Here is an 18,172-nt window from a genome sequence, read left to right as displayed (position 1 = left end):
CCAATCATGAGCGACAGCGGCATTAGCATGCTCCTGGGCCACGCCTCGGCCCAGATGCTCTGGCTCTGGTTCATCGGAGCGTTCGTGCTCGGCGGGGCGCTCGTTTACGGCGTGATGAAGGCGGGCAACTTGCGCCGCAGCGAGCGGGCGCAGCTCGATCGCAACACCGAGGCACGGCAGCGCCAGGAAGATCCCTACAAGCGCCCGACCTAGCTCTCGCGGGTGGCAGTTTGGAACTTTCGTTCATGGAGCGGCTTTGATCGCCCGAGGATTGAGGAGGGCGAGGCCTTCCCGTGTTACCTCATGAGGAGGACGTATGGCTAAACGAGCGAAGAAACGCACGACAAAGAAGACCGCGGCGCGCCGGCCGCGTCAGGCGCCGAAGATGCTCAGCGACCTGTTTCTGGAGACGCTGAAGGACATCTATTTCGCCGAGAACAAGATCATCAAGACCCTGCCCAAGATGGCCAAGGCCGCGAATTCCAAGGAGCTTACGGCCGCCTTCAACAAGCATTTGCGCGAGACCCAAGGGCAGGTCAAACGGCTCGACCAGATCTTCAAGATGCTGGGCAAGCCGGCGCGCGGCAAGCCCTGCGAGGCCATCAACGGCATTGCCGACGAGGGCGCCGAGATCATGAAGGAGTTCAAGGGCGCGCCGGCGCTCGATGCCGGACTGCTCGCGTCAGCGCAGTCGGTCGAGCATTACGAGATCTCCCGCTACGGCACGCTGCGCACCTGGGCCGAGGAGCTCGGCATGCAGGACGCCGCAAGGCTGCTCCAGGAGACGCTGGACGAGGAAGAGGCAACCGATCGCACGCTGACCGAGCTCGCCACCTCCGTGATCAACCTCGAAGCGGAACAAGAGTACCGCGCCGCAGCCTGACCCCCTGCCAATGAACGGAACGTCGCGGCCACGCCGCGGCGTTCGCTTGCCTTGATCGCACGGCGGCGCATAACACGTCAGCGCCACTGCACTGGATTTCCGCACTGGATTTCCTTGGAACCGGCCCCATATGCAGGCTTTCCCACCCCAGAGCCTGCATCATGCAACCCAAAAATCCCCTCGACTGGATGCTGTCCGAAGCCCTGGACTCGCTGACCCGCGCCGATCGGCTGCGCCAGCAGTTCGGCCGCCAGGAAGCCTGCTGGGAGCCGCCGATCGACGTGCTCGAGACCGAGCGCGAGCTCCTGATCCTGGTCGCGCTTCCCGGCGTCAATCCGGACAATGTCGAGACCGTCATCCATGACGGCGTGCTCGTCATCTCGGGTCAGCGCACCCTCCCGCCGGAGCTTCGCAACGCCCGCATCCATCGGCTCGAGCTGCCGCAAGGGCGTTTTGAGCGCCGCATTGCATTGCCCCTCGGCCGTTACGCCATCAGCCGCTTCGTGATGGACGGCTGCGTCGCACTGCGCCTCGCGAAATCCTGAGGTCGATCATGGCCACCGAACAGATGAACAACGAACAAAGCAATAACGACGTGAAGATCCCCGACGACGCGCTGATCATCGTCCCCGTGCGCGAGATGGTGCTGTTTCCCGGCGCGATCGCGCCGATCACGATCGGCCGGGCGAAGTCCATTGCCGCCGCGCAGCAGGCGCTGCGCGAGCAGCGGCCGATTGGCATCGTCCTGCAGCGCAGCCCCGAGACCAATGACCCCGGGCCGGACGACCTCTACAGGGTCGCAACCATCGCCAACATCGTGCGCTACATCACCGCGCCCGACGGCACCCATCACATCGTCTGCCAGGGCGTGCAGCGCGCGCGCATCCTCGACTTCCTGCCGGGGACGCCGTTCCCGGCCGCGCGCTTCCAGCAGATCCCCGAGCCGACCACGACCTCGCCCGAGATCGAGGCCCGCGCGCTGAACCTGCAGCGCCAGGCCATCGAGGCGATCGAGCTGCTGCCGCAGGCGCCGCCCGAGCTCGCCGCGATGTTCCAGGGCACCAGCGCGCCCGGCGCGCTGGCGGATCTGGCAACGTCGTTCATGGACATCAAGCCGCAGGACAAGCAGGAGGTGCTGGAGACCATCGACCTGGCTCTTCGCGTGGAGAAGGTGTCGAAGCACCTGGCCGAGCGGCTGGAGGTGCTGCGCATCAGCAACGAAATCGGCCAGCAGACCAAGGCCTCCTTCGACGAGCGGCAGCGCGAGGCGATCCTGCGCGAGCAGATGGCGACGATCCAGCGCCAACTGGGCGAAGGCGACGGCAAGCAGGCCGAGGTCACCGAGCTGACGGCTGCGATCGCCAAGGCCAACATGCCGCCGGAGGCGGAAGCGCATGCCAAGAAGGAGCTGCGCCGCTACGAGCGCATGCCGGAGGCCGCCGGCGAGGCCGGCATGGTCCGCACCTATCTGGACTGGCTGATCGAGCTGCCCTGGGCGCTGCCCGCGGAGAAGCCGATCGACATCAAGGAGGCGCGAGCCATCCTGGATGCCGACCATTTCGGCCTGGAGAAGATCAAGAGCCGGATCATCGAATATCTGGCGGTGCGCAAGCTCGCCCCGCAGGGCAAGGCGCCGATCCTGTGCTTCGTCGGCCCGCCCGGCGTCGGCAAGACCTCGCTCGGCCAATCCATCGCGCGCGCGATGGATCGCCCCTTCGTGCGCGTCAGCCTCGGCGGCGTGCATGACGAGGCCGAGATCCGCGGTCACCGCCGCACCTATATCGGCGCGTTGCCCGGCAACATCATCCAGGGCATCAAGAAGGCGGGCGCGCGGAATTGCGTCATGATGCTGGACGAGATCGACAAGATGGGCCGTGGCGTGCAGGGCGATCCGTCCGCCGCGATGCTGGAGGTGCTCGACCCCGAGCAGAACGGGACGTTCCGGGACAATTATCTCGGCGTGCCCTTCGACCTGTCGCGCGTCGTGTTCATCGCGACCGCCAACATGCTCGACCAGATCCCGGGTCCGCTGCTGGACCGCATGGAGCTGATCAGCCTCGCCGGCTACACCGAGGACGAGAAGCTGGAGATCGCGCGGCGCTATTTGGTGCGGCGGCAGTTGGAGGCCAACGGCCTCTCGGCCGAGCAGGCCGAGATCGAGCCGGAAGCCTTGAAGCTGATCGTCAAGGGCTACACCCGCGAGGCTGGCGTGCGTAACCTCGAGCGCGAGATCGGCAAGGTGCTCCGGCATGCCGCGGTGCAGGTCGCCGAAGGCACGGCCGCGAAGGTCACGGTGACGGCAAAGGACATCGCCACCGTGCTCGGCCAGCCGCGCTTCGAGGGCGAGATCGCACTGCGCACCAGCGTTCCGGGCGTTGCCACCGGCCTTGCCTGGACGCCGGTCGGCGGTGACATCCTGTTCATCGAAGCCACGCGCGTGCCCGGCAAGGGCGGGCTGATCCTGACCGGCCAGCTCGGCGACGTCATGCGCGAGAGCGTGCAGGCTGCGCTGACGCTGGTGAAGAGCCGGGCCTCTCAGCTCGGCATCGATCCGCAAGCGTTCGAGAAGAGCGACATCCACGTTCACGTCCCCGCGGGCGCAACCCCGAAGGACGGGCCGAGCGCGGGCGTTGCGATGTTCACGGCGCTGACCTCCCTGCTCACCAACCGCACGGTGAGGAGTGACACCGCGATGACCGGCGAGATCTCGCTGCGCGGCCTGGTGCTGCCGGTCGGCGGCATCAAGGAGAAGGTGGTGGCTGCGGCTGCTGCCGGCCTGAAGCGGGTGATGCTGCCGGCGCGCAACAAGCGGGACTATGACGACATCCCGAAGAGCGCGCGGGACACCCTCGAGTTCATCTGGCTGGAGCGCGTCGACGAAGCCATCGCCGCGGCGCTCGAGCCGGCTGAAGCCAAGGAAGCGGCGGAGTAAAGGCGATGAAGAAACTGCTGGAAAGAGCGAAGCGGTCGCGGAAGACGCAGCGGCTGCGCCAATTGCTCGATCGCGCGATCGACCGGATTCGCGATACGCTCGCAGGACCCGAGCCGCGGCTTCAGCCTGCTACGGTCCGAGTGAAGCGCCGCAAGGGTTGAGCCCTCCGTCTCGAACCCTCGCGGCAGCCCCAGACAAAAGGCCCCCTCGTTCGAGGGGGCCTTTGCGTTGTTAGCCCACGGCGTCCTTGGCGGCCTTGACCGGGCGGGCGCGGACGATCTTCCGGGCCGGCTTGGCCTTGAACATCATCTCTTCACCCGTGAACGGGTTGGTGCCCTTGCGCGCCTTGGTCGCGGGCTTCTTGATGACCACGAACTTGGCGAAGCCCGGCACCAGGAACAGGCCGTTCTTCTTGAGCTCCTTGTGGCCGACGTCGGTCAGCGTCTCCATGACGTTCTTGACGTCACGCTTGGAAAGCTCGGTGGCGGTCGCAATCTTTTCGATCAATTGCGATTTGGACATCTGGGTCGGCATCGTGTCTCCTCTGATTCGTTGCCGGTTGCATATTAGACCAACCGTTGAAGGCCTATAGCCTTCTGCACAGTTTTGTCGCGAAATTACGGGCTTTTCTGGCCTGCTGTGACAAAAAACCCTGCTTTTTAGCTACTTCCAGAGCGGAGGAAGCCTCGGGCAGCGGTTTTTGCCTTGTTTCAAAGGCCCGCACGCAACCTTGCTAGAACTGATTCGCCGCTTTCGACAAGCGACGACCGGCCTCTTTATGAGAGGCCGGTCGTGTTTCACCCTGAAAAATAAGGGTCGGATCGCTGGTCGCCGGTCTTCTTCCCCGTAAAAATGGGGAGAAAGTCAGTGGGCGATTGGCTAGACGCGCTCGATGATGATGGCCGGCGCCATGCCGCCGGCGGCGCACATGGTGACAAGACCGCGCTTGAGGTCGCGCCGTTCGAGCTCGTCGAGCACGGTGCCGATCAGGATCGAGCCGGTGGCGCCGATGGGGTGGCCGAGCGCGATCGAGCCGCCGTTGACGTTGACCTTGGCCCGATCGAGCTTGAGGTCGCGGATATATTTTTCCGCCACCACGGCGAAGGCCTCGTTGATCTCGAACAGGTCGATATCGTCGATGGTGAGCCCCGCCTTGGCCAGCACCTTGCGCGTTGCCGGCACCGGTGCGTTCAGCATGAGGGTCGGCGAGTCCCCCATGTTGGCCATCGCGACCACGCGGGCCCGGGCTTTAAGGCCATGCGCCTTGGCATAAGCGGGCGAGGCCAAAAGGATCGCAGCAGCGCCGTCGACGACGCCGGAGGAGTTGCCGGCGTGATGCACGAAGTCGATTTCGAGATCAGGGTACTTTTGCAGGATCAGGCCGCGATAGGTCGTGCCCTTGTCGTCGAGCGCGTAGTCCGCGACGGCGGGGAATGCCGGCTTCAGGCTGCTGAGGCCTTCCATCGTGGTCTGCGGCCGTGGGTATTCTTCATGATCCAGCGCCAGACTGCCGTCCTCGCGGTAAACAGGCACGAGGCTGTTCTTGAAGTGGCCGTTCGCGATCGCATGCGCGGCGCGCTTCTGGCTCTCCAACCCGAGCGCGTCGACGTCCCTTCGGGTGATGCCCTCCAGCGTCGCGATCGCGTCGGCGCAGACGCCCTGATGCGACTGCGGATGCCGTGCCCGCAGGCGCAGATTGCCGCCGTCCATCATCATCGGACCGCCGCCGCGGCGTCCCTCCATCGACATCATCTCGCAGCCGCCGGCGATGACGAGATCCTCAGCACCGGCCATGATCGAGTTTGCCGCCATGTTGACGCTGGTGATGCCGCTGCCGCAAAAACGATCCAGCGTCACCGCGCTGGCACGCACGTCGTAGCCGGCATCGAGCGCCGACATGCGGCCGAGATCGCCGCTTTGCGTTGCCACCTGCGCGCTGCAGCCCCAGACGATATCATCGACGTCGACGGTATCGATGCCGGTGCGGTCGGCGAGTGCGCGCAGCACGGTCGCCCCGAGCTGCTGCGGATGAATGCCCGACAGGGCTCCCTTGCCGGCCTTGCCGATGCCCCGCGGCGTGCGGCAGGCATCAATGATCAGCGCGTCAGGCATTGGCGTCGTCCTCTTGTTTATGGGTGTTCAGAACGGTTTTGAATAAGGGGAAGAAGAGAGTCAATGCGCGGCGCTACACGGTTTCTCCCGCCCTCACCCAGATTTTCCGCTACACGAAAGCCTCAGCGACGTCATGGCCGGGCTTGTCCCGGCCATCCACCCTTTGCTCCGGGCAGGAAGAACGTGGATGCCCGGGACAAGCGCGGGCATGGCGATCTCTCAGGATATCTCGGACGGCTCGATAGGGAAGAAAGCAGCTACACCCCCGCCGCGTTCTTCGCGATCACGTTGCGGTAGAAGCTGGCGCTGAGTTTTGCGGTGCGGACCTGGTTGTCAAAATTGACGTGGTACAGCCCGAAACGCTTGTTGAGGCCATACACCCACTCGAAATTGTCCATCAGGCTCCAGAGGAAATAGCCGCGCACCGGCACGCCCTCGTCGGTGGCGCGCTGGAGCTGGGCGAGATAGTTGCGCAGATACATGATGCGGTCGGTGTCGTAGATCTTGCCGTCGGGCGACACCACATCGTCGCCGGAGGTGCCGTTCTCGCTGATATAGATCGCATCCGTCTTCCAGATCTTCGCCGCCAGCTTCGGCACCCAGTAGATCGTCTCGGGCCCGACGCGCAGCCAGTCAGAATTCATGTGCGGGAACGATTTCGGGATCGGCAGCGGCTTGAAGCCCGCGCCCTGGTCGGACGCCACCACGTAGTTCTGCGGCGCATAGATGTTGAGACCGAGAAAATCGACCGGCGAAGAGATGATCTTGAGCTCCGCATCGGTGTATTTCGGCGCGTTGGACCCGGCGTATTTCAGGAAGGCGTCGGTATAGCGGCCCGTCATGATGACGTTGAGATAGCCGGCATTCATCTCGCGCAGCGCGGTCTCCGCGGCCCGCACGTTTTCCGGCGTGTCGAAGGCAGGCGCGCAGGCATCGATGTTCTCCGCCGGCCCCACCCTGGTGCCGCGGCGGCCATGGGCTCGCACCGCCTGCACCGCGAGCCCGTGCGCCAGCGCACTGTTGTGCCTGATCTGATTGACATCGGCTTGCGGCAGCTTCAAGCCCGGCGCGTCGATGCCGACGCCGTAACCGAAATAGACGAAGCGCCCGCTCTCGTTCAACGTGAACACGTTCCTGACGCGGTCGGTGAGGTGCGCGGCGACATAGGCCGCGTAGTCGCCGAAGATCTTGCAGGTCTCGGTCGAACGCCAACCGCCGAACCGGTCCTCGAGCGACTGGGGCAGATCCCAATGATAAAGGGTCAGCCACGGCTCGATGCCGTTCTTCAGGAGCTCGTCGACGAGACGATTGTAGAAGTCGAGCCCCTTCGGATTGGGCTTGCCGTCGCCGTCCGGGAACAGCCGCGGCCAGGCCACCGAGAAGCGATAGGCCTTGCAGCCGAGCTCCTTGATGAGGGCGATGTCCTCCTTGTAGCGGTGATAGTGCTCGTTGGCGCGGTCGCCGGTGGTGCCGTCCTCGATCTTGCCGGGGATGCGGACGAACTTGTCCCAGATCGAGGCCCCTCGCCCGTCCTCCTCGACCGCGCCCTCGACCTGATAGGACGAGGTCGCCGTGCCCCAGAGAAAGCCCGCCGGAAAACCGCCTGCATTGCGCGGCGGCCGAGCCGGCTTGGCTTCGGCGACAAGGGGACTCGCAATCCCAGCTGCGGACAATCCCGCCAGCTTGGCAAACCGGCGGCGCGAGACCCCCTCCGTCATTGATGCTGCTCCACTTCTTTTCGTTTCGGGCCGGCACAATGAACAGTTCCGGGCGATTTGAGAAGCGGGTGCAGGAGGTCCCAGATCCGCCACCGCAGGCGCGGCAGCAAAATGCCGTTCCCTTGCCGAGATGAACGCCTATTGAGTTCAAACCGGATTCTAGCGTCGGCCTGCTCCGATTGAACCGACCACAATCTGCATCAGCCACGCGATGCCCGCGTCTTTCATAGCCGCTTTGGTCGCGATGGCCCGGATCGTATCCGGTTTGCGCGCGAAAGGCAGCTCGACCAACACGAGGCCGAAACGGCTGGCGTACTGCTCCACCAGTCGGCGCGGCAATGCGGCGATCAAATCAGACCCGGAAAGCTGGGCAAGCGCCATCATGAAATTCGGAACAGTCAAAGCGATGCGGCGTTCGAGGCCGCGCTTTGCCAACATCTCATCAACGAAACCGCGCGGTTCCCCACTGAGAGAGACCAGCAGGTGCTGTGATCGCGCGAACGCAGCATGGGTTGGCGCTTTTGCGAAGGGATGTCCCTTGCGCATGGCCAGCACGAACTCCTCCTCGTAAAGCCTGCGCGCCTCGAAACGCGGTGATACCGCCGGCAGCGGCAGCATTGCGATATCGAGCTCGCGTCGTTCGAGCATGTCTAGGCTTTGCTGCCAAGGCTCCCCGATTGCGCCACCGCGCGGCGCAGGCATCAGGTGGATCAGCCCGATATCAATGTGGGGCGCCGCAGTCGCGATCGATTGCAACAGCGGACCGATCGCTGAGACCAGTACGGCATCGGGAGCGCCAATCGTAAATCGACGGCCACTTTGCTCCGGGTCGAACGGTGTGGCCGAGCCGATCAGCTGTTCGACGCGCGCGATGATCTCGGCCACCGGCTCTCCAAGATCCAAGGCCCGTTCCGTTGGAACGACCCCCTTCGGGGTCCGCAGAAACAGCGGATCGTTCAGCAGAAGACGGAGCCGGCCGAGCGCATGGCTGACAGCCGACGGCGTCAGGCTCAGCCGAGCGGCTGCACGCGCGACATGGCGCTCTTCCAGGACCACGCGGAAGAGCACGAGGAGATTCAGATCAATCCTGGATAGATCAATTTGGTTCAGCATGTTGCTGAAATCATATCGCTGGATTCATTAGGATCAAGGCTTCATGCATGGGCCTAGTCGTTCGATCAGGAGCTGAGAAATGACCAACAAACCGTCCGGGCTGAACAGGTGGCCATGCGAGCAGGAAAAGATATCGCGGCGCTCGATGATGGCCGCTACCGCAGCAATTCCCCTGTCCGGTCAGCTTTCGGCCGATGCGGCCGCTGGAAGCGACGCGATAGCAGGCCTCATCGAACGCGCCCGCGAGAAGAATGCCGCCTTCATGCGTGGCGATGTGGACCGCTGGTCCCAGCTTGTCCGCATCGCGCCCGATTTCACGCTGATGCAGCCCTTTGGCGGGCCTACGAGTCGGGGATTCGACGCTAGTCCCCAGCGTCTGGCTGCCCTCTCCCGATACTTCAGGGAAGGCCAAACCGAACTTGAGGTTTTGCAAACCTATGCATCCGACGCGCTCGTCGCTCTCGTCATGGTCGAGCGCCAGCGCGCCGAGGTGGGCGGGTTGCCGGCTCAAGACTGGTCGCTGCGCGTGACCGAAGTCTACCGCAAGGACGGCACGGATTGGCAACTCGTGCACCGTCATGCGGACCCGCTGGTCCGAAGCATCACCTTGCAACAGGCGGCGATACTCGCCCGGGGATGGCCGGAGGAAAAATGACGAAGCGCTGCAGATGAGCTGGATTCGGAGCCGGCCGGCGGCCAGTCGAGACGACGTGCGATTTCGTCGCGATGATCAGCGCGAGCGCTTCGGCAATTTCGGCAGCTTGTCGGGATTGAATGCCGGCATCTGCCCTGGTGGTTCAGGTGGGGGCGGCTGTTGTTCCCTGAGGATGAGCGTTCCGTGGAGGATCATGCCCGGCGCCTGAGGTGCTGTCGCGGTGTAGGTCGCGATCTTGCCAGGGCAGCTTCCCTCGATCGTCAACGTCAGCTCTTGATCGTTGCCGAACACGGTGGCGCGTCCGTCGGTGTGACGCTTCGTCAATACGGTTGCGGTGAAGCGATCTCCATCGATCTGGCAGGTGCCGTGATAGGTCATCAGGCTGTCACGGCCCCAGATCTGGCCGTCTGCGACATGGACGATCCCGGTACCCTGGTCGATGGGCGTCTTGTACCAAGCGGCGTAGGTGCCGTCCTTCAGCATGGGAGCAGCCTCCCCTGGTATTCCCACGCCGACAATTGGCATCATTAGCGCCAATAAACGGTTAATGATCGGGCCCGTGCCAATCCGGTCTTTGCTTGCGCAGCTCGGCCTCGAGCTCCTCGATGATGCTGTGAAGCAGACACGCTGCAAGCGGATCGGTCACCTCGCGTTCCAGATGCCGGTACCGCGCAATCTGGAATTCCTGCTCTCTCAACTGCTGCTCAGTCATCACGGGCCCTCCGGCGAACCGACGCGGAGACGGCCGGAGAGTTTCGTTACAATTTTCAGATCATTTGCGATGGTTTCCAATCGGTTAAAGGCGCGGCCGGCTTGCGGATTGCCCGAAAAGGCTGCCGTGGGACCGGCGACACCAGCCTGAGCGCGGCGGTTGACGTCCAGACCGTTGCTTCCAATTGCGTGCGCGGCGGGCTTCTGCTAGCTTGAGGTACGTGCCTCATTTCACCTCGCCGGCCGGGTTGGTGACCCGCCTCTGCCGCAACGATGCGGGTAGCGGCTGATTGCCGTGCCGCTGGGGGTGAGGCATGCGCCCAATCTGGGTTCAAGCAGAGTTGGCCATCAAAAAGGGCCGACCGCCTTAGGGGAGGAATGATATGCAGCGTCTCTTGGTTGCAGGTGTGTCTGTTGCCTTCGCGATCGCAGCGGGTGTCGGCCCGACGGATGCGGCGGACAAGAAGGTTCTGGCCTTCGTCGTCAACGGGGCGTCCGACTTCTGGAAGATCGCCGAGGCCGGGATGAAGAAGGCGCAGGGCGAGCTGCCCAACTACGAGCTCCAGTTCAAATATCCGGAACAGGCTGCGGCCGCCGTGCAGCAGCGCGTGATGGACGACCTCGTCGCCGCCGGTGCCGCCGGCATCATGGTCAGCGCAGTCGATCCAAAGAACCAGACCGAGCATCTCAACAAGGTTGCGTCCCAGACCGTGCTGTTCACCACCGACAGCGACGCGCCGAAATCCAAGCGCGTGGCCTATATCGGCTCCTCCAACACCGACCTCGGCAAGGAGGCAGGAAAGCTGATGGTCAAGGCGCTGCCGAACGGCGGCAAATGCGTCGGCTTCGTCGGCCTACCCGGCGCCGACAACGCACGCGAGCGCATCGAAGGCGTGAAGGAGACGCTCAAAGGCTCGAAGGTCGAGCTCGTCGACGTTCGCGGCGACGAGATCGACCAGACCCGCGCCAAGCGCAACGTCGAGGACATCCTCGCCGCCATGCCCGATGTGAGCTGCCTCGTCGGCTTCTACTCCTACAACACACCGCGGATCTACGAGGTGCTCAAGGAGGCCGGCAAGCTCGGCAAGATCAAGATCATCGGCTTCGACGAGGATCCGATTACGCTCGGTGGCGTCAAGGAAGGCAGCATCGTCGGCACGGTGGTGCAGCAGCCGTTCGAATGGGGCTATCAGGGCATGAAGCTGATGGCGAACTACATCGGCGGCAACAAGTCCGGCATTCCGGCTAACGGTATCATCATCGTGCCCGGCAAGGTCATCGAAAAGGCGAATGTCGACGAGTTCATGGCCTCGATGAAGCAGATGCTGAAGAAATAGGAGAGATCCGCGCTGCCCGCCGTGCAGCCTGCCATGCCAGAACCGTTTCTCGAACTGGTCGACATCAGCAAGAGCTATCCAGGCGTGGTCGCCCTCGACCACGTCGGTCTCCAGGTGTCGCCCGGCGAGGTCGTTGCGCTGATCGGCGAGAACGGCGCCGGCAAGTCGACGCTGATGCGCGTGCTCGGCGGGGTCGTGGAGCCCAGCGGCGGCTTTATTCGTGTCGATGGCGCCGCGCGATCTTCGCTCACCGTGGCGGATGCGATCAAGGCGGGCATCGCCTTCGTCCATCAGGAACTGAACCTGTTCGACAATCTCGATGTCGCCGGCAACGTCTTCATCGGCCGCGAGCCCGTGCACGGCGGGCCCTTGCGGCTGATCGACCGCAAACGGATGTATGCCGATGTCGCGCCGCTGCTGGAGCGGCTGGGCTGCGATTTCGCGGCCGATGCGCCGCTCGCCGACCTGTCGCTGGCGCAGCGCCAGCTGGTCGAAATCATGAAGGCGCTTTCGCTCGACGCTCGTCTCGTCATCATGGACGAGCCGACCTCGAGCCTGACGCTCGCCGAGACGGACCGCCTGATGCGCACCGTGGCCGGCCTGAAAGCCCACGGCGTCAGCATCATCTTCATCACGCATCGGCTCAACGAGGTGATGCAGTGCGCCGACCGTGCGGTCGTGCTGCGCGACGGTCGCGTGGTCGGCGCGCTGACGCGTGCGGAGCTCTCTCCGGCGGCGATGATCCGCTTGATGATCGGCCGCGACCTGAAATCGCTCTACGTTCCGCCGGCCGCGCCGCCCGGCGCCAGCGTGCTGGAGATCGTCGATGCCGTCACCGACACCTATCCCGGCCGGGCCGTGAGCCTGTCGGTCCGCCGCGGCGAGATCCTCGGGCTTGCCGGTCTCGTCGGGTCCGGCCGCACCGAGCTCGCCCGCGCCGTCTTCGGCATCGACCCACTGCGTGGCGGCACGATACGTCTCGATGGCGAGCCGATCCGTATCGCAAGCCCACGGGCCGCCATCGAGCAAGGCATCTATCTCGTTCCGGAGGACCGCAAGGGCGCCGGCCTGCTGCTCGACGTCTCGATCGCCGAAAACATCTCGCTGCCGGATCTGGCGTCCTATATGCGCTTCTGGCTGGTGGATACGGATCGCGAGAACGAGAACGCGGTGCGTCAGCGGGAGCGCCTAAAAATCCGCGCGCCCGACGTCAAGACCGCCGTCGGCTCGCTGTCGGGAGGCAACCAGCAGAAGGTCGTGCTCGCCAAATGGCTGTCGATGCGGCCGAAGGTGCTGATCGTCGACGAGCCGACGCGTGGGGTCGACGTCGGAGCCAAGCAGGAAATCTACGGCATGCTGCGCCGCCTGACCGATGCCGGGGTGGCGATCCTGATGATCTCCAGCGACATGGAGGAGGTGATCGGGGTCAGCGACCGGCTCGCGGTGATGCATGAAGGCGCGATCTCGGGCTTCCTTGATCGCAGCCAGTTCAGTGAGCACAATGTGCTGCAGCTTGCCGTTGGCCACACAATCACGGCGGAGGGACCTTGAGCAAGAAAGACCTGAGCCTTCTCGTTCTGATTCTGGTGGTCGGGACCGTTGTCGCCCTGATCAATCCGAGATTCCTGTACGTCGGCAATCTCTCGAACACCGCCAACCAGATCGGGTTGTTCGGCATCTTCTCCATCGCCGAAGCCTTCATCATCATCATCGGCGGGATCGAGCTGTCGGTGGGTTCGGTGATCGCACTGCTGGGCGTCCTGTTCATCGACCTGATCGTCAATCACGACGTCAACTGGGTCGTAGCCCTCGCGATGATCGTCGCGGCCGGGCTCGTGATCGGCCTGGTTCATGGCACGCTGGTGACCAGGATGCGGATCCAGGCTTTCGTGGTCACGCTGTGCGGCCTTCTGATCTATCGCGGCGCGGCGCGCTATTACACCGAGGACGCGACGGCGGGCTTCGGCTTCGGCGCGAGCTTTCCGATGCTGGAATGGCTGGCCGCCGGCCGCACAAACGTGCTCGGATTCCCGCTGCCGCACAGCGTGGTGGCGCTCGCCGTGGTGGCCGTGATCGCCTGGGTGGTGCTTCACCGCTCGGTGTTCGGCCGCTATCTTCTTGCCGTCGGCAAGAACGAGGAAGCCGCACGCTACTCCGGCATTCGCACCAACCGCGTGATCATCTCGGCCTATGTCATCTGTGGCGGGCTGACTGCGTTTTCGGCGATCCTGATCGCGATGTACACCCGTTCGATTTCGCCGGCGGTGCACGGCTCGTTCTACGAGCTCTACGCCATCGCCGCCGCCGTGCTCGGCGGCTGCTCCTTGCGCGGCGGCGAAGGCTCGATCATCGGCGTCGTGCTCGGCACCGTGCTGCTCCAGGTGCTGCAGAATCTCGTCAACCTGCTGGGGATTCCGAGCTCGCTCAATTTCGCGGTGATGGGAACGGTGATCCTGGTCGGCGTGCTCGGCGATCAATATCTGGTGCAGCGACGCCACCGCGCGAGTGCGGCCAAAGGCCGGGAGCAGGCGAGCGTCGCTGCGGCTCCGCTCGAGCGCGTGAAGGTGGAGTGAAAATCTAGAACGTCACCCGCAACCCCGCGTAAAACGCGCGCGGCCTTGCCGGGCTCAGCGAGCGCGGGTCGGTGAAATCCGCGCCGCCATTGGTGAAGTTGGGCAAGGCGTCGCGGTCGAAGAACTGGCCGTAGGTCACGTAACGCTTGTCGAAGATGTTGTCGACGCGGCCGTAGAGCTGGACGTTCTTCGCGACCTGATAGGAGGTATGGAGATTGAACACCGTGTAGGACGGCAGCTTCGCGAACTGGTTCGACTCGTCGCCGACCAGATACTGGCTGGAGACGAACAGCGCATTGCCGCCGACCTTCCAGACGTCGGTCACGGCATAGTCGACGCCGACCTTGACGCGGTGGCGCGGGATTGCGGGGATCTGGTTGCCGGGCCTGACCTGGATGGTCTCGGAGGTGTCGTCGGCAAACGGGCTTTCCGAGCCGAGCTCGAGCGGATCAAGGAAGCGCGCATCGACGAAGGCGTAGCTCGCCTGGAACTGCAGCGTGGGCGACTTGATGTTGACTTCGGCTTCGAGCCCCTGCCGCCGGGTGCGGCCTACGTTCGAAAAATAGCCGAAACCAGTCCGGCCAACGACCGGCACCGCCATGATGTCGTCGTGGTTGGTGGCGCGAAAGCCGCCGATCTTCCATCCGAGGGTGCCGATGTTCAACTCCTTGGTGCCCCGGAAACCGGCCTCCACGGTCTTGGAGACGACCTGCTTGAGCGGCGGATCGGAGACCAGAAACGCCGCGATCAGACAGGGACGGGCCGGATCGGAGCAGCCGAGCTCGAGCGGCGTCGGGACGCGGTTGGCCTCGGAGTAGCCGGCATAGGCGGTCAATTCCGGCGTGATCCTGTAGGTGCCGCCGATGATCGGATTGAAACGCGTGAAGGTGTGATCGCCGTTGAGCGCAGTCCCAAGCTGATCTTCCAACGTGATCCGCGCCGCATTGAAGCGGCCGCCCCCCGTGATGGCGAAGGCATCCGTGACGTTGAACGTATCCATCGCGTAGAGGCCGTTATACTGATTGACGGTCCGCAGCGAGACCGGGCCGGCGACGGGGTCCGCCACAGGAGTCGCTCCCAGGAAAACGCCGCTGCCGCTGACGACGTAGTTCTCTCCCATCGAGCCGATTTCGGAGGAGGCGTTGTAGCGCGTGACGCTGGCGTCATAGGTTGCGCCCACCACGAAGCGGTTGTCATGACCGAACAACTGGTCGGTGTTGGTGGCCTGCCCCGACACGCCGAACGTGGTCGAACGGATCGAGCCGCGGTCGATCGCGCCGAGGATCGTGCCCGGCGCAAATGGGTTGGCAAGCTGCACGCCGCCCGCGCCGTAGGCGGGTGAGGTGTCGTCGCCAAAGCAGAGCAGCGCCGGATCTGCAGCGCACTCCTCCACGTCGGTCGGGTTGCCGTCGACCACCTTTTGCTCGTACCTGCGCACACGCGCGGTGCCTTCGAGCGTCCAGGTCGGCGTCGCGTCGACCTTGCCGGTCAGGTTGAGATAGCCGACGCGATTGGAGGTGGTCTGCGGCGTGGTGTAGGTCGCGCCCCAATATCTGTCGAGCAGCTCGGCCGGGACCGTGGCGCTGGCGCCGAAATCGTTCTTGGCCACGCCCATATTGGCGTGGAATTCGCTGTCGCCGGCCCTGTAGCCGACATCGCCGTAGAAGCGCCGCACGGTCGATTGGGAAAAATTGCGGAAGCCGTTGTCGCGCAGTCCTTCGAGCGCACCGTAGACGGCGAAGTTCTGGTCGACCTGCTTGCCCCATTGCGCCGAGCCCTGGATGCGGCCGAACGATCCGCCCATGAGGTCGAGTTCGGCGCCCTGATAGGTGAAGCCGTCCTTCATTTGCAGGTTGATCGCGCCGCCGAGTGCATTGAGGCCGAAGGCCGGATTGTTGGTCACCAGCGTCACCGACCTGATCGCGGCCGTCGGAATCAGGTCCCAATTGACGGCGTCCGAGAAGGCCTCGTTGATGCGGACGCCGTTCTGGTACACCGCAAGGCCTTGCGGCGTGCCCGTCACGGGCGAAGCGACGAAGCCGCGGAATTCGACATCCGGCTGGAACGGATTGCCGGTGACTTCGCTGATGTTGATGCCGGCGATGTTGTCGCGCAGCGCGTCCGTGACGTTCAGCGAACCGGTGCGCCTGATCTGGTTGGCATCGACGGCATTGATCGCCGACGGAACCTTGTCGACATCGAGACCCCGGCCGGTGCCCGGCGAGGTCGGATAGACGTAAAGGCGTGTCCTCGGCGCGGCCGATCCCGGCGCCCCCACGCGCGCAACAGGTCGCGACGGCGCCGCGCGCCGCGCTGCCGAAGGTGGTGCGGTCACCTCGACCGGCGGCAGGTTCTGGACGTTGGTCTCCTCGTCCGGCGCGGCCCCGGCAGGGGTCGCATAGACCAAGCCCGATACCAGCCCGGTCGACACCGAAGCCATCAACAAAGCACGCTTGAACGAAACAACCTTGCCCATCCCCGCCTTCCCATCCGTGACCACCGACTGTTTTGATGTTCCGCCGATTGGTCGGGACGAGTTTATTCGGCCGCAATGGGGACGCCAGCCACAAAAGGTCGGACCCTATCCACACCCATTTTCCCGACCAAATCGGGAATTTTTCCCGATCGCTTTGGATGCGATCAGGTTGCCGCTGTCGGCACCAGCGCTTCCACGGTCACACCGCCCTCACCCGAGACCACATTGAGCGTGCCGCCGAGCGCCAGGATCCGCTCGCGCATGCCGACGAGGCCGAAGCCGAGCTTCTGGCCTGGCTCCATGCCGCGGCCGTCGTCGCTGACCCGCACCCGGGCGCAGAAGCGGCCGCCGGCCTGCTCGACCGGCTCGATGACGACACTGACCGAGGTCGCGCCGGCGTGGCGGAACACATTGGTGAGCGCCTCCTGCACGATGCGGTAGATGGTGAGATCGGCGGTCTCGCCGGTTGGGCCCAGCGCCGGCGAGATCGAAGTCTCGATCGCCACGTCGGGACGCGACTCCCGCCACAGCCGCGACAGGGATTCGAGCGCCTGGCGCAGGCCGAGCTCGGCAAGGCCCACGGGCCGAAGACGCTCCAGCACGCGGCGATTGAACTGCTGGAGTGCATTGATCTGCTCCAGCATGGCGCTGCCATGTTTGCGTACGGCATCGGCACTCGGCTCGCGTCCGTCCGCCTGCTTCGCCAGCGCGCTCGCATGTGCGCGCAGCGAGAACAGATAGGGTCCGAACTCGTCGTGCAATTCGCGCGCGATCTCCTTGCGCTCGATGTCCTGCAGCGACACCGCGCGCTCGGCGAGGCGCCGCTTGTCCTCGACCGCTTCACCAAGCGTCGCGGCAAGATGGTTGAGCCTGGTGCAGATCGCCGCGAGCTCCGGCGCGCCGCCCGGCGCGACGCGGGCCTCGTAATGTCCGCTTTCGAGCTTCCCCATGGCGTCCGCCAGCGACTGCAACGGTGCCAGGGCACGGCCGACCACCTTCATCATCAGGAAAAACAGCGCAAGCGCGATTACCGAGCCGACCTCGAGCTGGGTCACGATGCCGTCCCAGATCTCGGCGATCTCGTCGTCGGGATGCGAGGTGATCACGAGCGAGCCGGGCTTGCCGCGAATCGAGACCGGCACGCTGACCGCGGTCTGCTCCGGATGGACCAGGCTGACGAACCAGGCCGGCGGGGCACGCGTGTCGACATCGGAGCCAAGCCGGCGGGGCGTCAGCGGGTTCCCTCCGGAATCGTGCAGCGCGATGCTGACATGGCGCAGGCGGCTGAGATCGCGGGCGATCTGGTTCAGCCTGGCATCAGGATCGGGTGCCTCGTTGAGATCGGCAACGATCATCTCGATGAATTCGCGCGCGAGGCGGATCACGCTCTGGTCCTCGGCCTGCACGCGCGGGCCGGCCTCGGCGATCTGCCGGCCGATATTGACCGCGAGCCCCAGCGCCAGCAGCAGCGCCAGCAAGAGATTGATGCGCCCGCGCAAGGAAAGATTCTGCCACATTGGTCTCGCTCGTGCCTCGCGAAGGGTTGGCGCCTGTCCGACGACGTTGACAGAGGCGAACCGCCCGATATCTAATCGGAAGCGTACAGCAATCCCAGCCGGGTTGCATGAGCCGACACGAGACGCGCGTCTTGCCTGGTCAGTC

Annotated in this window: 17 protein-coding genes; 9 read left to right on the top strand and 8 right to left on the bottom strand. The window is 64.5% G+C overall.

The window, feature by feature from the left end; translation table 11 throughout:
• The first annotated feature begins 6 nt into the window (after positions 1-6).
• The 5 genes from I6F28_RS30855 (at position 7) to I6F28_RS30835 (ending at position 3,976) form a co-directional block, all read left to right on the top strand.
• Positions 7-213, top strand: coding sequence for a hypothetical protein (locus I6F28_RS30855; RefSeq protein ID WP_036007833.1), 207 nt, complete (start codon positions 7-9; stop codon positions 211-213).
• A 103-nt stretch (positions 214-316) separates the two neighbouring features.
• A complete protein-coding gene (locus tag I6F28_RS30850; RefSeq protein ID WP_036007836.1) occupies positions 317-883 on the top strand; it encodes a YciE/YciF ferroxidase family protein in 567 nt (188 codons plus the stop codon).
• 161 nt (positions 884-1,044) lie between these two features.
• Positions 1,045-1,428 (top strand): Hsp20/alpha crystallin family protein, encoded by a 384-nt coding sequence (locus I6F28_RS30845; protein WP_024342525.1) that lies wholly within the window; start codon positions 1,045-1,047, stop codon positions 1,426-1,428.
• Between the two features lie 8 nt (positions 1,429-1,436).
• Positions 1,437-3,815, top strand: a complete 2,379-nt coding sequence (gene lon / locus I6F28_RS30840) for an endopeptidase La (protein WP_225127643.1) — start codon at positions 1,437-1,439, stop codon at positions 3,813-3,815.
• A gap of 5 nt (positions 3,816-3,820) precedes the next feature.
• On the top strand, positions 3,821-3,976 hold the full coding sequence (locus I6F28_RS30835) for a hypothetical protein (protein WP_225142657.1): 156 nt from the start codon (positions 3,821-3,823) through the stop codon (positions 3,974-3,976).
• Between the two features lie 70 nt (positions 3,977-4,046).
• On the opposite strand, the gene I6F28_RS30830 is transcribed toward I6F28_RS30835, so the two are convergent.
• The 4 genes from I6F28_RS30830 to I6F28_RS30815 all read right to left on the bottom strand — a co-directional run bounded on the left by I6F28_RS30830 (position 4,047) and on the right by I6F28_RS30815 (position 8,758).
• A complete protein-coding gene (locus tag I6F28_RS30830) occupies positions 4,047-4,349 on the bottom strand; it encodes an HU family DNA-binding protein (RefSeq protein ID WP_018320691.1) in 303 nt (100 codons plus the stop codon).
• Positions 4,350-4,694: 345 nt separating this feature from the next.
• Positions 4,695-5,927 carry an acetyl-CoA C-acetyltransferase gene (locus tag I6F28_RS30825; protein WP_225142655.1) on the bottom strand — a complete coding sequence of 411 codons (1,233 nt, stop codon included), beginning with the start codon at positions 5,925-5,927 and terminating at the stop codon, positions 4,695-4,697.
• A gap of 257 nt (positions 5,928-6,184) precedes the next feature.
• Positions 6,185-7,645, bottom strand: a complete 1,461-nt coding sequence (locus I6F28_RS30820; RefSeq protein ID WP_225142653.1) for a GH1 family beta-glucosidase — start codon at positions 7,643-7,645, stop codon at positions 6,185-6,187.
• A gap of 159 nt (positions 7,646-7,804) precedes the next feature.
• Entirely contained in the window at positions 7,805-8,758 is a 954-nt protein-coding gene (locus tag I6F28_RS30815; RefSeq protein WP_225142651.1) for a LysR family transcriptional regulator, read from the bottom strand.
• Positions 8,759-8,837: 79 nt separating this feature from the next.
• Here I6F28_RS30815 and I6F28_RS30810 point away from each other — a divergent pair, with 79 nt between their 5' ends.
• The gene (locus I6F28_RS30810) at positions 8,838-9,413 is read left to right on the top strand and encodes a YybH family protein (RefSeq protein ID WP_057026611.1); all 576 of its coding nucleotides are present in this window, start codon (positions 8,838-8,840) and stop codon (positions 9,411-9,413) included.
• 75 nt (positions 9,414-9,488) lie between these two features.
• On the opposite strand, the gene I6F28_RS30805 is transcribed toward I6F28_RS30810, so the two are convergent.
• A complete protein-coding gene (locus I6F28_RS30805) occupies positions 9,489-9,896 on the bottom strand; it encodes a hypothetical protein (protein ID WP_036007872.1) in 408 nt (135 codons plus the stop codon).
• Positions 9,897-9,957: 61 nt separating this feature from the next.
• Positions 9,958-10,125, bottom strand: coding sequence for a hypothetical protein (locus I6F28_RS30800; RefSeq protein WP_225142648.1), 168 nt, complete (start codon positions 10,123-10,125; stop codon positions 9,958-9,960).
• Between the two features lie 382 nt (positions 10,126-10,507).
• On the opposite strand from I6F28_RS30800, the gene I6F28_RS30795 reads away from it, so the two are divergent.
• The 3 genes from I6F28_RS30795 to I6F28_RS30785 are packed head-to-tail and all read left to right on the top strand — an operon-like array spanning position 10,508 to position 14,034.
• Positions 10,508-11,461 (top strand): sugar-binding protein, encoded by a 954-nt coding sequence (locus tag I6F28_RS30795; protein WP_036007875.1) that lies wholly within the window; start codon positions 10,508-10,510, stop codon positions 11,459-11,461.
• A 33-nt stretch (positions 11,462-11,494) separates the two neighbouring features.
• Positions 11,495-13,012: a sugar ABC transporter ATP-binding protein gene (locus I6F28_RS30790; protein ID WP_225142646.1), complete on the top strand. Its 1,518-nt coding sequence runs from the start codon at positions 11,495-11,497 to the stop codon at positions 13,010-13,012.
• A complete protein-coding gene (locus tag I6F28_RS30785; RefSeq protein ID WP_036007882.1) occupies positions 13,009-14,034 on the top strand; it encodes an ABC transporter permease in 1,026 nt (341 codons plus the stop codon). The genes I6F28_RS30790 and I6F28_RS30785 overlap by 4 nt, the downstream gene beginning before the upstream one ends.
• 4 nt (positions 14,035-14,038) lie before the next feature.
• Here the strand turns inward: I6F28_RS30785 and I6F28_RS30780 are convergent, their stop codons facing one another.
• Both I6F28_RS30780 and I6F28_RS30775 read right to left on the bottom strand, forming a co-directional pair.
• Positions 14,039-16,510 (bottom strand): TonB-dependent receptor, encoded by a 2,472-nt coding sequence (locus tag I6F28_RS30780; RefSeq protein WP_225142644.1) that lies wholly within the window; start codon positions 16,508-16,510, stop codon positions 14,039-14,041.
• Positions 16,511-16,674: 164 nt separating this feature from the next.
• Positions 16,675-18,027: a histidine kinase gene (locus I6F28_RS30775; RefSeq protein ID WP_225142642.1), complete on the bottom strand. Its 1,353-nt coding sequence runs from the start codon at positions 18,025-18,027 to the stop codon at positions 16,675-16,677.
• Between the last annotated feature and the right edge of the window lie 145 nt (positions 18,028-18,172).

Origin of the sequence: Bradyrhizobium sp. NBAIM14 (assembly GCF_020193895.1) — a bacterium.
In the GTDB taxonomy this organism is placed as follows: Bacteria; Pseudomonadota; Alphaproteobacteria; order Rhizobiales; family Xanthobacteraceae; genus Bradyrhizobium; species Bradyrhizobium yuanmingense.
This window is presented reverse-complemented; position numbering and strand designations above follow the sequence as displayed.